This is a genomic window from Streptomyces sp. NPDC056628 (assembly GCF_042792555.1).
Classification (GTDB): domain Bacteria; phylum Actinomycetota; class Actinomycetes; order Streptomycetales; family Streptomycetaceae; genus Streptomyces.
On the sequence record NZ_JBHTWG010000019.1, the window covers coordinates 73006 to 86176 of the forward strand.

Annotated in this window: 10 protein-coding genes; 3 read left to right on the forward strand and 7 right to left on the reverse strand. The window is 73.9% G+C overall.

Annotated elements, in window-relative coordinates; all coding sequences use genetic code 11:
• Positions 1-76 precede the first annotated feature (76 nt).
• Positions 77-472, forward strand: a complete 396-nt coding sequence (locus ACFRAC_RS22575) for a nitroreductase/quinone reductase family protein (RefSeq protein WP_382926446.1) — start codon at positions 77-79, stop codon at positions 470-472.
• A gap of 2 nt (positions 473-474) precedes the next feature.
• Here ACFRAC_RS22575 and ACFRAC_RS22580 read toward each other — a convergent pair whose 3' ends face one another.
• The 6 genes from ACFRAC_RS22580 to ACFRAC_RS22605 form a co-directional block, all read right to left on the reverse strand.
• The gene (locus ACFRAC_RS22580; RefSeq protein WP_382926449.1) at positions 475-1932 is read right to left on the reverse strand and encodes an aldehyde dehydrogenase family protein; all 1458 of its coding nucleotides are present in this window, start codon (positions 1930-1932) and stop codon (positions 475-477) included.
• Complete coding sequence (locus ACFRAC_RS22585; RefSeq protein WP_382926452.1) at positions 1929-3659, reverse strand: amidohydrolase family protein; 1731 nt, start codon at positions 3657-3659, stop codon at positions 1929-1931. The genes ACFRAC_RS22580 and ACFRAC_RS22585 overlap by 4 nt, the downstream gene beginning before the upstream one ends.
• A 111-nt stretch (positions 3660-3770) precedes the next feature.
• Positions 3771-4889: an LLM class flavin-dependent oxidoreductase gene (locus ACFRAC_RS22590; RefSeq protein ID WP_382926455.1), complete on the reverse strand. Its 1119-nt coding sequence runs from the start codon at positions 4887-4889 to the stop codon at positions 3771-3773.
• A gap of 99 nt (positions 4890-4988) precedes the next feature.
• Positions 4989-5759, reverse strand: coding sequence for an SDR family NAD(P)-dependent oxidoreductase (locus ACFRAC_RS22595; protein ID WP_382926458.1), 771 nt, complete (start codon positions 5757-5759; stop codon positions 4989-4991).
• A gap of 9 nt (positions 5760-5768) precedes the next feature.
• Entirely contained in the window at positions 5769-6686 is a 918-nt protein-coding gene (locus ACFRAC_RS22600) for a TIGR03619 family F420-dependent LLM class oxidoreductase (protein ID WP_382926587.1), read from the reverse strand.
• A 2-nt stretch (positions 6687-6688) separates the two neighbouring features.
• Positions 6689-7927, reverse strand: a complete 1239-nt coding sequence (locus ACFRAC_RS22605) for an amidohydrolase family protein (protein ID WP_382926461.1) — start codon at positions 7925-7927, stop codon at positions 6689-6691.
• A 184-nt stretch (positions 7928-8111) separates the two neighbouring features.
• On the opposite strand from ACFRAC_RS22605, the gene ACFRAC_RS22610 reads away from it, so the two are divergent.
• Together ACFRAC_RS22610 and ACFRAC_RS22615 are read left to right on the forward strand one after the other, a co-directional pair.
• Positions 8112-11078, forward strand: a complete 2967-nt coding sequence (locus tag ACFRAC_RS22610; RefSeq protein WP_382926464.1) for a BTAD domain-containing putative transcriptional regulator — start codon at positions 8112-8114, stop codon at positions 11076-11078.
• Positions 11079-11307: 229 nt separating this feature from the next.
• Entirely contained in the window at positions 11308-11499 is a 192-nt protein-coding gene (locus ACFRAC_RS22615) for a hypothetical protein (protein ID WP_382926467.1), read from the forward strand.
• 67 nt (positions 11500-11566) lie between these two features.
• Here the strand turns inward: ACFRAC_RS22615 and ACFRAC_RS22620 are convergent, their stop codons facing one another.
• Complete coding sequence (locus tag ACFRAC_RS22620) at positions 11567-13147, reverse strand: FadD3 family acyl-CoA ligase (protein ID WP_382926590.1); 1581 nt, start codon at positions 13145-13147, stop codon at positions 11567-11569.
• Positions 13148-13171: the final 24 nt, after the last annotated feature.

Here is a 13171-nt window from a genome sequence, read left to right on the forward strand (position 1 = left end):
ACCATGGAGGCAACGGTCCGGCAACACTTCGCCCGTCGCGCCCGAACTTCCCGAAGGGACAGGAGACTAACCGGTCATGTCACGCCTCGACGACGCCAGGTTCCGTGCCGCCACCGCGTTCCAGCGGCACGTGGGGAATCCGGTACTGCGCCGATTGCCCTTCCAGACGCTGCTGGAAACCACGGGCCGGGTCCCCGGCCTGCCGCGGCGGACGCCGGTGGGCGGGCGCCGGGTCGGGGACGCGTTCTGGCTGGTGTCGGAGTTCGGGGAGCGGTCCCAGTACGTGCGCAACATCGAGGCCGACCCCCGGGTCCGGGTGCGCGTGAAGGGCCGCTGGTACTCCGGTACGGCCCAGCTGCTGCCCGACGACGACCCGGTGGCCCGGCTGCGGCGGCTCCCGCGCTTCAACAGCACGGCCGTGCGGGCCCTCGGGACGGACCTGCTGTCGATCCGCGTGGACCTGGCGGACTGACCTCAGCCCGGCCAGACGATCGCCTGGATCTCGCTGTAGGCGTGCAGGGCGTACGACCCGACGTCCCGTCCGACCCCGCTCTTCTTGAACCCCCCGAACGGCGCCTCCATGTTGCGGCCGACGGTGTTCACGCCGACCCCGCCGGCCCGCAGCCGCCGTGCCACGCGGAAGGCGCGGGCCACGTCGCCCGACCAGACGTAGTCGACGAGGCCGTAGTCGCTGTCGTTGGCGAGGGCGATCCCCTCCTCCTCGTCGTCGAAGGGGACGACCACGACGACCGGGCCGAAGATCTCCTCACGGGCGACGCGCATGTCGTTGGTGCAGTCGGCGAGGACGGTGGGGGCCACATAGAAGCCACGGGCGCTGTCCGGTCGTTCGCCGCCCGCGACCACCACCGCGCCCTCCTTGCGGCCCAGTTCGACGTACGCCTCCACCCGGTCGCGGTGCGCCCGGGAGATCACCGGGCCGACCACCGTGCCCGGCTCCCGCGGGTCGCCGACCGTCAGCCGGCGCGCGTACGCCATCAGCCGCTCCACCAGGCGGTCGTAGACGCCGCGCTGGGCCAGCACCCGGGTCGGGGCCGTGCAGATCTGGCCGCTGTAGAAGGAGAACGTGGTGCCGATCCCGGTGACCGCCGAGTCGAGGTCGGCGTCGTCGAGGACGACCGCGGCCCCCTTCCCGCCCAGTTCCATGAGCTGGCGGCGCATGTCCCGCCCGCACACCTCGGCGATGCGCTGCCCGACCGCGGTGGAGCCGGTGAAGCTCACCATGTCGACGTCCGGCGACGACCCGACCGCCTCGCCGACCGCGACGGACCGGGCCGAGACGACGTTCACCACCCCGGGCGGCACCCCCGCCTCCTCCAGCGCCTCCGCCATCCGGTAGACGGACAGCGGGTCCTGCGGCGCCGGTTTCACCACGACCGTGTTGCCCATGGCGAGCGCGGGCGCGATCTTGCCGGCCGGGTTCGCCCACGGATTGTTGTACGAGGTGACGCAGGCGACCACGCCCACGGGCTGCCGGACGGCGAGCGCGCCCATCACCCTGGCCCGGCCCATCGGCCCGGCCTCGTTTATCTGCGGCGGGATCGCCCACTCGGCCGGTTCCACGCGGGCGTACCGCCGGAAGCGGGCCGCCGCGACCCCCACCTGCAGGCCCCGGGCCGTCGCGGTGGTCGCACCGGTCTCGGCGCGGGCCAGCTCGGCGTACGGCACGAGGCGGTCCCGGATGAGGGAGGCCGCCCGCGCGAGGACGGCGGCCCGTTCCTCCGGCGCGGTGCGCGACCACGGTCCGAAGGCGGCGCGGGCCGCCGCGCAGGCCGCCCGCGCCTGCTCCGGCGTGGCCTCCGGGGCCCGCCCGACGGTCTCCTCGGTCGCCGGGTCGACGACGTCGTAGTGCCCGCCGTCCGGCTCCGTCCAGGAACCGCCGGTGAACAGCCGCTGTCCCCCGTCGTCGCTCACCGGGTGGCCACCGTCCCGGTGTCCCGGCCCGAGCGCAGCACCCGCCCCGGCACGGCCCCGCTCACCACGTCGTCGCGGATCGCCTCGACGCCGTTGACCCACACGGCCCGTACGCCGAGCGGCCGGGAGTCCAGCCGCGGGCTGTCGCCCGGCAGGTCGTGCACCAGGGTGGCCGGGGCGGCGTCGACGTGCTCCGGGTCGAACAGCACCAGGTCCGCGTGGAAGCCCTCCTGGATCCGGCCGCGGCCGCGCAGCCCGAACAGCCGCGCCGGGTCGTCGGTGAGCATCTTCACGGCCTGTTCCAGACCGGTGAGCCGGCGCCCGCGCAGACAGTCGCCGAGGAACCGGGTGGTGTACGGCGCCCCGCACATGCGGTCCAGGTGCGCCCCGGCGTCGGAGCCGCCGAGCAGGACGTCCTCGTGCCGCCAGGTCTCGGCGCGCAGCGCCCAGGACGCCGGGTCGTTGTCGGTGGGCATGGGCCACAGGACGGTCCGCAGGCCGTCGTGGGCGCAGATCTCCACCAGGCACGCGAAGGGTTCCTGGCCGCGTTCGGCGGCGATGTCCCCGACGACGCGTCCGGTCAGGCCGCGGTTGGCGTCGCTGTAGGTGTCGCCGACGACGTACCGGGCGAAGTTCGTCAGCCGCCGGAAGACTCCCGCCTCCTTGGACCGGGCGTGCCGCAGCAGCTCCGCCCGCACGGCGGGGTCCCGCAGCCGGGCGATCCGCTCGGGCACCGGCAGCCCCAGCACGTCGCCCCAGCCGGGGATCAGGTTGAGGGCGCAGAAGGTGCCCAGCGACATGTTCATCGGCGTGAGGATGGGCATGGTCAGGGCGACGATGCGGCCGCCCGCCTTGCGGGCCCGCTCGCTCGCCAGCAGTTGCCGGGGGACGCGCTCGGGCACGGCCGCGTCGACGGTGAGCACGTTCCAGTTCAGGGGGCGCCCGGCGGTCGCGCTCATCTCCACGAGGAGATCGATCTCGGCGTCGCTGAACCGGTCGAGGCATCCGGCGACGATCGCCTCGATCTGGGTGCCCTCGTGCTCGCCGACCGCCTTCGACAGCGCGAGCAGCTCCGCCGGTTCCGCGTGCCGGGACGCGACGGGCCGGCCGTCGCCGTCGGAGTGGGTGGCGGACTGGGTGGTGGACAGGCCCCAGGCGCCGGCGTCCATGGCGTCGTGCAGCAGCCGCAGCATCGCGTCGAGCTGCTCGCCGCTCGGCCGGCCGCCGACGGCGTCCTCGCCCATCACGTACCGCCGCAGCGCGCAGTGCCCCACCATGAACCCGGCGTTGACCGCGATGCGCCCTTCGAGCGCCTCCAGGTACTCCCCGAAGCCGTGCCAGTCCCAGGGGGCGCCCTCCTCCAGTGCGACCAGCGACATGCCCTCGACCTTGGACATCATGCGGCGTGTGTAGTCGGCGTCCCCGGGCCGGTCCGGGTTCAGCGGGGCGAGCGTGAAGCCGCAGTTCCCGCCGACGACCGTGGTCACCCCGTGGTCCAGGGACGGGGTGGCGTACGGGTCCCAGAACAGCTGGGCGTCGTAGTGGGTATGCGGATCGACGAACCCGGGGGCGAGGACGAGCCCGGAGGCGTCCTCGCTACCGCGGGCCTCCTCGTCGGCGGCCCCGACGACGGCGATCCTCCCGTCCCGGATTCCGACGTCGCCGGTGAAGGCGGCCGCACCGGTGCCGTCGACGACGGTGGCGCCCTTGATGACGTGATCGAGCATGCCGGTTCCTCCTCGGATCGGGGGTGCGGGCCGTGCCGTCAGGGGCGCGGGGAAGCGCGCGACCCGCCCCGTCGCACCCGCACTCGCCGTCGGCCCACGGCCTCGCGGCGATCAGGCGGACTGCCGGAAGCGGGACGTCCGGTGCGCCGGATCGGTGTCGATCCTGGGAATCACGTGCTCCCCGATCAGCCGGATCGTCCGCAAGGTCTCCTCCTTCGGCACCCCCACCGGCAGCCCGAAGCTCAGCTGGTCCGCCCCGGCCTGCTCCCACCGCTTGCACTGCGTGAGCACCTCGTCCGGGTCGCCGCAGATCAGCAGCTCCTCCTCGACGAGCAGTTCCACGAACTCCGCCGTGTACGGCGGCAGCGTCTCGGGCCACTCCGGGAAGCCCTCGGGCCGCGGGAAGGTGTCGTGGTACCGGAAGACCAGCGAGGGCAGGTAGTGCAGCCCTCCGTTCACGGCGGTCTCGACGGCCTCGGCGTGGGTCGGCGCGCAGATCGCGGTGGTCGTCACCATCACGTTGTCGTTGACGAAGTCCCCGACCGGCTCGGCGTCGACGATCGCGCTCTTGTACTGCTCCAGCACCCACTCCATGTCGGACACCTTCTGGACGCTGAAGCCGAGCACCCCGAGGCCCTTGCGGGCGGCCATCGCGTACGACGGCGGCGACCCCGCGGCGTACCACATAGCGGGGTGCGACTTCCCGTACGGCTTCGGCAGGACCTTGCGCGGCGGCAGCGACCAGTGCTTGCCCTGGAAGCCGGCGTACTCGTCCTGGAGCCACATCTTGGGGAACTCGGCGATGGTCTCTTCCCAGATCTCCTTGGTGTGGTTCATGTCGGTCACACCCGGTATGAAGCCCAGGATCTCGTGCGACCCGGCGCCGCGTCCGCTGCCGAACTCGAAGCGGTTGCCGGTGAGGTGGTCGAGCATGGCGACCTTCTCGGCGACCTTCACGGGGTGGTTGACCTGGGCGAGCGGGTTGAAGATGCCCGAGCCGAGGTGGATGCGCTCGGTGGCGTGGGCGAGGTAGCCGAGGAAGACGTCGTTGGCGGACAGGTGCGAGTACTCCTCCAGGAAGTGGTGCTCGGAGGCCCAGGCGTACTTGAACCCGGACTTGTCCGCCTGGATGACGTACTCGGTCTCCTCCATGAGCGCCTTGTGCTCGGCGAGCGGGTCGGTCTCGGCGCGCCTGCCGACGTATCCCTGTACGAAGAGCCCGAATTCCAAAGCGGTTCACCGTCCCCTGGTCCTATCTGACGAACCGTCAGATCCGTGTGCGGCCGACTGTGGCACCGCCCGCGTGGACCGTCAAGAGATGACGGTCCGTCAGATGATGCTCACGCCGGCCAGCCAGCCACCGTCGATCACGAAGGGTTGCCCGGTGATGTACGAGGAGTCCGCCGACGTCAGGAACAGCGCGAGCCGTGCGACCTCCTCGGGCCGCCCGATCCGGCCCAGCGGCACCAGCTTGCGGTAGAGGCCGTCGAGCGCCCGTGCGGAGTCCTCCGGGCCGGCGTCGGGGTCCAGCCGGGCCGGGTTCGCCATCACGGTGTCGACGGCGCCCGGGCAGATCGCGTTGACCCGGATGCCCCGGGGCGCCAGCTCGAGCGCCGCGACCCGGGTGAGGCCGAGGACGGCGTGCTTGGTGGCCGCGTACGCGCCCACGGCCGCCATGCCGGTCAGGCCCGTGCAGGAGGCGGTGTTCACGATCGTGCCCCCGTCCGCCATCTCGGGCGCCACGGTCTTCATCCCCAGGAAGCAGCCCACCTGGTTGACCCGCACGACCTGCATGAACTCCTCCAGCGGGGTGTCGACGAGGGCGTGGAAGCGCAGGATGCCCGCGTTGTTGACCAGGGCGTCGACCTGCCCGTACGCCTCCTTGGCGGCCGCCACCGCCGCCCGCCAGTCCTCCTCCTCGCCGACGTCCAGGTGCGTGTAGCGCGCGCCCAGCTCCTTCGCCAGCGCCTCCCCCCGCTCGTCCAGCACATCGGCGACGACCACCTCGGCGCCCTCGGCCCGGAAGAGCCGCGCCTCCTGCTCCCCCTGCCCGCGCGCCGCACCGGTGACGATCACGACCCGGCCGTCCAGCTTGCCCATGGCTCCCCCTCAGTCGAGACACGGGGCGACCTCGGCCCCGAAGGCGGCGATCTGGTCCTCCAGCTCGGCCCGGCCACGGCTGCGCAGCCGCACCTGGACCTGGTGCACGCCCATCGCCCGGTAGGCCCGCAGTGACTCGGCGAGCACCTGCGGCGGCCCGCTGAGCGTCTGCCGGCCCACGTCCCAGGCGGGCGTGCCGATGTACAGCGGCTCGGCGATGGCGCCGACGGTGAAGGGGCCTTCGGCGCCCGCCTCCTCCCTCAGCCGGTGGATGCGGGCGATCTGCGCGGGGAGCCGGTCGCGCGGGTCGCCCTGCGGCAGCCAGCCGTCCCCCTTGAGCGCGGCCCGGCGCACGGCGGCGGGCGAGGACCCGCCGACCCAGACCGGGACGTGCTCCCGCGCGGGGCGCGGCCGTTGCCCGAGTCCGGCGAAGTCGTAGTGCTTGCCGTGGTGTTCGGGGAACTCCTCCGGTCCGAGCGCCGCGCGCAGGGCGTCGACCGACTCGTCGAGGACGGCGCCCCGGCGCGTGAAGTCCACGCCCAGTGCGTCGAACTCCTCGCGCACATGGCCGGCGCCGACGCCCAGGATCAGCCGTCCGCCGCTGAGGTGGTCGAGCGTGGCGTACTGCTTGGCGGACAGCAGGGGGTGCCGCAGCCCGACGACGGCGACATGGCTGAGCAGCAGGGTCCGTTCCGTCGCGGCGGCGAGGAAGGCGAGCGTGGCGACGGGGTCGTACCAGATCGTGCTCATCGCGGCGGCGAGGCGGCGCGGGACGCCGACGTGGTCGCAGCTCGCGATGTACGTGAACCCGGCGCGGTCCGCGGCGCGGGCGACGGCCACCAGGTCGTCCGGTCCGGCCGCGGCCTCCCAGGGCTCCGCGTAGAGCCTGCTCTGCGACTGGACGGGGAGCTGGATGCCGTAGCGCAGGCTCACCGGGCACCGCCGCCCGGCCACAGCCCGTCGCCGGTCAGGCCCAGCAGGTCGACGGCGTTGCCCCGGACGATCCGCTCGACCACCTCGGCGTCCAGGTGCCCCATCTGCGCCTCGCCGACCTCGCGGGACTTCGGCCAGGTGGAGTCGGAGTGCGGGTAGTCGGTCTCGTACAGGACGTTGCCGACACCGATGGCGTCCAGGTTGCGCAGGCCGAAGGCGTCGTCGAAGAAGCAGCCGTAGACGTGCTCGGTGAAGAGTTCGGACGGCGGGCGGTGGACCTTGCCGGCGACGCCGCCCCAGCCGCGGTTCTCCTCCCAGACCACGTCGGCGCGTTCCAGGATGTAGGGGATCCAGCCGATCTGGCCCTCGGCGTACATCACCTTCAGGTTCGGGAAGCGCTCGAACTTGCCGCTCAGCAGCCAGTCGACCATCGAGAAGCAGCAGTTGGCGAAGGTGATGGTGGAGCCGACGGCGGGCGGGGCGTCGGCGGAGGTCGAGGGCATCCGGCTGGAGGAGCCGATGTGCATGGCGACGACCGTGCCGGTCTCGTCGCAGGCGGCGAGGAAGGGGTCCCAGTCGTCGGTGTGGACCGAGGGCAGACCCAGGTGCGGGGGTATCTCGGAGAAGGCGACGGCGCGCACGCCCCGGGCGGCGTTGCGCCGGACCTCGGCCGCCGCGAGCTCCGCGTCCCAGAGCGGAATGAGGGTGAGCGGGATGAGCCGCCCCTGGGCCCGCGGCCCGCACCACTCCTCCACCATCCAGTCGTTGTAGGCCCGCACGCACAGCAGGGCCAGCTCGCGGTCGGCGGCCTCGGTGAAGGTCTGGCCGCAGAAGCGCGGGAAGGTCGGGAAGCAGAGCGCGGACCGGACGTGGTTGACGTCCATGTCGGCGAGGCGGGCGGGGACGTCGTAGGAGCCCGGGCGCATCTGCTCGTAGGTGATCACCTCGAGCCTGATCTCGTCGCGGGGGTAACCGACGGCCGTGTCGAGCCGGGTGAGGGGGCGGTGCAGGTCCTCGTACACCCACCAGTCGCCGACCGGGCCCTCGTCGCCGGGGCGGCCCATGACGGGTTTGAACCGGCCGCCCAGGAAGGTCATGTCCTTCAGGGGGGCGCGCACGATGCGCGGGCCTGTGTCCCGGTGCTTCCTGGGGAGCCGGTCCTGCCAGACGGTGGGCGGCTCGACCGTGTGGTCGTCCACGGAGATGATCGGCGGGAACGTCGTCTCGGTGTCCATGCCGGTCACCGTAGCGCCGATCTGACGGTCCGTCAGCTCACCGGGTGGGGGTCCGTCGTGCGAAGGGCGCGTGAGGGTGCTGTGACATCCCGCGTGCCGGACCGTCGACACCCGATCCACAGCTGACGCATCGGCCGGAACAAGGCAAACTGACGGAGTTGTAAACGGTCTGAGGGAGACGGCGATGGACGGGGAACCGCGAGTGCCGGAGCAGAGGCGTCCCGGCTCCTCGGCAGGTGCGGCGGCGCCGGTGGCGGCCCTGCGCTTCGGCGTGCTCGGCCCGGTGCGCGCCTGGCGCGGCGAGGAGCCCCTCCCCACTGGCTCGCCGCAGCAACGCGCCCTGTTCGCGGCCCTGTTGCTGCGCGAAGGCCGCACGGCGACCGCGGCGGAGCTGATCGACGCCCTCTGGGGCCAGGAACCTCCCTCGCAGGCGCTCGCCGCGGTCCGCACGTACGCCTCGCGGCTGCGCAAGGCGCTGGACGCCGGGGTCCTGGTCAGCGAGTCCGGCGGCTACGCGATCCGGGGGCTGGGCGAGGGCGCGCTGGACCTCGCGCGGGCGCAGGAACTCGCCGCCGACGGCGAGAAGGCGCGGGCCGCCGGGGACCTGTGCCGGGCGCGGGAGCTGCTGGGGCGGGCGCTGGCGCTGTGGGACGGCGAGGCGCTGGCCGGGGTGCCCGGCCCGTACGCGGAGGCCCAGCGGGTCCGGCTGGAGGAGTGGCGGCTGCAGCTCCTGGAGTCCCGGCTCGACATGGACCTGGAGCAGGGCTGCCACGCGGAGGCCGTGGCGGAGCTGACCGCGCTCACCGCGGCGCACCCGCTGCGCGAGCGGCTGCGGGAGCTGCTGATGCTCGCGCTGTACCGCAGCGGCCGGCAGGCGGAGGCCCTGGCGGTGTACGCCGACACCCGCCGGCTGCTCGCGGACGAGCTGGGCGTGGACCCGCGGCCCGGTCTGAAGGAGCTCCAGCAGCGCATCCTGAGGGCCGACCCGGCCCTCGCCGAACCGTCGTCCCCGGCGGCCGAACCGGCGGCGGCGCCGGTGCGCCCGGCCCAGCTCCCGGCCACCGTGCCCGACTTCACCGGCCGGTCCTCCTTCGTCGCCGAGCTGAGCGCCGTGCTGTCCTCGGCCGAGGGCCGGGTGATGGCGGTGTCGGCGCTGGCCGGCATCGGCGGCGTGGGCAAGACGACTCTGGCCGTGCACGTGGCCCACCAGGCGCGTGCCGCGTTCCCCGACGGGCAGCTCTACGTCGACCTCCAGGGCGCGGGGCCGCGCGCCGCCGAGCCGGAGACCGTGCTGGGCTCCTTCCTGCGGGCGCTCGGCACCGCGGACGCGGCGATCCCCGACTCGCTGGAGGAACGTGCGGCGCTGTACCGCTCGGTGCTGGACGGGCGGCGGGTCCTGGTCCTGCTGGACAACGCCCGGGACGCCGCCCAGGTACGGCCGCTGCTGCCGGGCACCGACGGCTGCGCGGCGCTGGTGACGTCCCGGGTGCGCATGGTCGACCTCGCGGGCGCCCATCTGGTGGACCTGGACGTGATGGCGCCGGACGAGGCACTCGCCCTCTTCACGAGGATCGTCGGTGAGGAGCGGGTGGCCGCCGAGCGGGAGGCCGCGCTCGACGTGGTCGCGGCGTGCGGGTTCCTGCCGCTGGCCATCCGGATCGCGGCGTCCCGGCTGGCGGCGCGGCGCACCTGGACGGTGTCCTCGCTCGCCGCGAAGCTCGCCGACGAGCGGCGCAGGCTGGACGAGCTGCAGGCCGGGGACCTCGCGGTGAAGGCGACGTTCGAGCTGGGCTACGGCGCGCTGGAGCCCGCGCAGGCCCGCGCGTTCCGGCTGCTGGGCCTCGCGGACGGCCCCGACATCTCACTGGCGGCGGCCGCGGCGGTGCTGGACCTTCCCGTGGAGGACGCCGAGGACCTGCTGGAGCCTCTGGTCGACATGTCCCTGCTGGAGTCGGCGGCCCCGGGCCGCTACCGCTTCCACGACCTGGTCCGCCTCTACGCCCGCTCCTGCGCCGAACGCGACGAGCACCCTCCGGGGGAGCGGGAGGCGGCGCTGTCGCGGTTGCTGGACTTCCATCTGGCGACGGTCTCCGGCGTCTACCTGATCGAGCGGCCGGGCGACCGGCTGGTGGACCACCTGGAGCGCACCGCGTATCCGGGGCTGACGTTCGGCAGCCGGCGGGCCGCTCAGGACTGGCTGTACTCCGAGGCGGTGTGCCTGCTGGCCGCCGTGCGGCAGGCGGCGCGCCCGGGGACGCTGCGCCGGGCCGTGGACGTGCTGTGGGCCGCGGTGGACCTGGCGGAGTCCGGCGCCAACTCCAAGGAGTACGAGACGGTCGCGACGCTGCTGCGGGACGTCGCCCGGCGCGTCGGCGACCCGCGCTCGGAGGGCCGGGCGCTGACCGCGCTGGCCTTCGTGCACCACATCTCGGGCAGCCGCTTCGACGTGGCCCTCCAGGAGGCGCGGCGGGCGGCCGAGCTGGCCGGACAGGCGGACGACCCGCTCACCGGCTGCTGGGCGTCCAACATCAGCGGCGTGGTCGAGCTCTACCGGAGCCGGCACGACGAGGGCGAGGCGCACTTCACCGCCACCATCGACAACTTCCGGGCGCTCGGGGACCGTCCGGGCGAGGCGAGCGCGCTGTGCAACCTCTCGCGCATCCACCTCGCGACGGGCCGCACCGCGAGCGCGGTGGCCCTGGCCCGGCAGGGCACCGAGATGTACGACGCGATGGGGCACGCCCTCAAGGGGGCCAACGGCCGCTACGCCCTCGGGCTCGCCCTCACCCAGAGCGGGCAGCTGGCGGAGGCCACCGACTGCCTGCGGCAGGCGCTGCGGGTCTTCCGGGACAGCCGGCAGCGGCTGTGGGAGGGCATGACGCTGTTCCGCCTGGCCGAGGTCGACCTCGCCGCGCGGCGGTACGCCCACGCGGCCGCCGACGCCGAGACGGCGCTGACCTTGCTGCGCGGCATCGGCGGCGAGTGGCGGCACGGCAACGTCCTCACCGTGCTCGGCCGGGCGCTGAACGGCATCGGGCAGCCCGGCCGCGCCCAGGTCTGCTGGCGGGAGGCGCTCGCCCTGTTCGAGGCGCTCGGCGCGCCGGAGGCCCTGGAGGTGCGGGGCCTGCTGGCCCCGTCGGCGGCCGCCTGATCCGGCCGACTCCGTTCGTGCGCGCGGGCGTTCATCGTTCGTTTATCGCGGCCCGGCACTGTGATGGGTGCCGGGCCGTCGCGTCGGGGGGCAGACGGAACGGCGGGTGGCCGGAGCCTTAGGGTGAACCGGCCCAGCAGGGCCCGCCCGGCAGCCCGCGGGGGAGCTGCCGGGCGGATCCTGCCGCGCACAGCACCGAGTTCCGTCTCTTTTCAGGGGAGCAATCGAGATGTCCGACGAGAACAGCACCGACAACGTCCACGCGACCGGCGAGCCGGCCGACACGACGGACAACGTCCACGCCACCACCGAGCCCGTCACCACGAAGAACGTGCACGCCACCAGCGAGCCGCTCAAGCTGAAGGGCGACACAGCGGACGCGTCGACGGACAACGTCCACGCCACGGGCGAGCCCGTCTGATCCGGACCATCCCGCACGGGGAGACGACCGCGGCGGCGCGGAGGGGGAGCCGTCGCGGTCGTCGGCGTCAGGGGGGTGCGGGGGCCGTGCCCCGCAGCGCCGCCTTGACCACCTTCCCGCTCGCGTTCCGCGGAAGTTGCGCCACGAACTCCACCCGCCGCGGCACCTTGTAGTTCGCCATCTCCCGCCGCGCCCAGGCGATGAGGTCGTCCCCGGTGAGCACCGCTCCCGGCCGGCGGACCACGAACGCCTTGCCGACTTCGCCCAGCCGCACATCCGGCACGCCGATCACGGCGACGTCCGCCACCTGCGGGTGCAGGCCGAGCGTCCGCTCTATCTCCGCCGGGTAGGCGTTGAAGCCGCCGACGATGAACATGTCCTTCAGCCGGTCGGTGATGCGCAGGTTGCCCGCCGCGTCGAGCACGCCGACGTCCCCGGTGCGCAGCCAGCCGTCGGCGGTCAGCACCTCGGCGGTCGCCGCCGCGTCCTCGTAGTAGCCGCGCATGACGTTGAAGCCGCGCACCAGGACCTCGCCGGGTTCGCCGGGCGGGGCCTCCACCCGGACCTCGGTGCCGGGGATCGCCCTGCCGGACGTGGTCGCGATCACCGCGGGGTCGTCGCCGCGCCGGCACATCGTCACCAGGCCGCCGGCCTCGGAGAGCCCGTAGGCGGTCAGGACCGTCTCCACGCCCAGTTCGCCGCGCAGCCGTTCCACGAGCCGGAGCGGGACGACGGCCGCCCCGGTCACCACCAGGCGCAGCGCGGACAGGTCGTGGCTGTCGCGGGCCGGGTGGTCGAGCAGCGACTGGTGCAGGGTGGGCGGGCCCGGCAGCACCGAGACCCGTTCCGCCGCGATGTTCGCGAGGGCCGTCTCCACGCTGAACACGGGCTGCGGGATCATCGTGGCGCCCCGCATCAGGCAGGCGATCACCCCGGCCTTGTAGCCGAAGGTGTGGAAGAAGGGGTTCACGATGAGGTAGCGGTCGCCGTGGCGCAGGCCCGCCAGGTCGCTCCAGACCGCGTAGGCGCGCAGCGTCTGCGCGTGGGTGAGGACCACGCCCTTGGGCCGCCCGGTCGTCCCGGACGTGAAGACGATGTCCGAGGGCCAGGAGCCCTCGACCGCCGCGGCGCGCGCCCGCACCCGTGCCGTGCTCACGGTGTCGCCGCCCACGAGGAAGTCCTTCCAGGTGCGGTAGTCCGCGGGGGCGTCCTCCGCGAGCACCACGACCTGCTCCAGCGCGGGCAGCCCGGGCCCCCCGGCGACGGCCCGGCGCAGCGAGGCCACGTAGGAGGTGCCGAGGAAGGTGCCCGTCACGAACAGCAGCCGGGCGCCGCTGCGGCGCAGCACGTCGGCCGCCTCGGCGCCCTTGAAGCGGGTGTTCAGCGGCACCAGGACCGCGCCCGCCGAGACGGCGCCGAGCGCGGCCACGATCCAGGCGGGCGAGTTGGGGGCCCACAGGGCGACCCGGTCGCCGGGCCGGACGCCCGCGGCGAGGCAGGCGGCCGCCGCGCGGTCGACGCGGGCGCCGAGTTCGGCGTACGTGATGCGGGTGCGGCCCTCCACCACGGCTTCGGTGTCCGCGTACCGGCCGGCCGCCGCCCGTACGAGTTCCGGAACGCTGCCCCACTCCACGTCACCGCGCACCATGCCCTCCCGCACTAGCTGACGGTC

Coding starts and splice junctions, on each gene's coding strand:
- ACFRAC_RS22575 (WP_382926446.1), top strand. CDS start 77: ATGTCACGCCTCGACGACGCCAGGTTCCGTGCCGCCACCGCGTTCCAG.
- ACFRAC_RS22585 (WP_382926452.1), bottom strand. CDS start 3,659: ATGCTCGATCACGTCATCAAGGGCGCCACCGTCGTCGACGGCACCGGT.
- ACFRAC_RS22595 (WP_382926458.1), bottom strand. CDS start 5,759: ATGGGCAAGCTGGACGGCCGGGTCGTGATCGTCACCGGTGCGGCGCGC.
- ACFRAC_RS22605 (WP_382926461.1), bottom strand. CDS start 7,927: ATGGACACCGAGACGACGTTCCCGCCGATCATCTCCGTGGACGACCAC.
- ACFRAC_RS22610 (WP_382926464.1), top strand. CDS start 8,112: ATGGACGGGGAACCGCGAGTGCCGGAGCAGAGGCGTCCCGGCTCCTCG.
- ACFRAC_RS22615 (WP_382926467.1), top strand. CDS start 11,308: ATGTCCGACGAGAACAGCACCGACAACGTCCACGCGACCGGCGAGCCG.
- ACFRAC_RS22620 (WP_382926590.1), bottom strand. CDS start 13,147: ATGGTGCGCGGTGACGTGGAGTGGGGCAGCGTTCCGGAACTCGTACGG.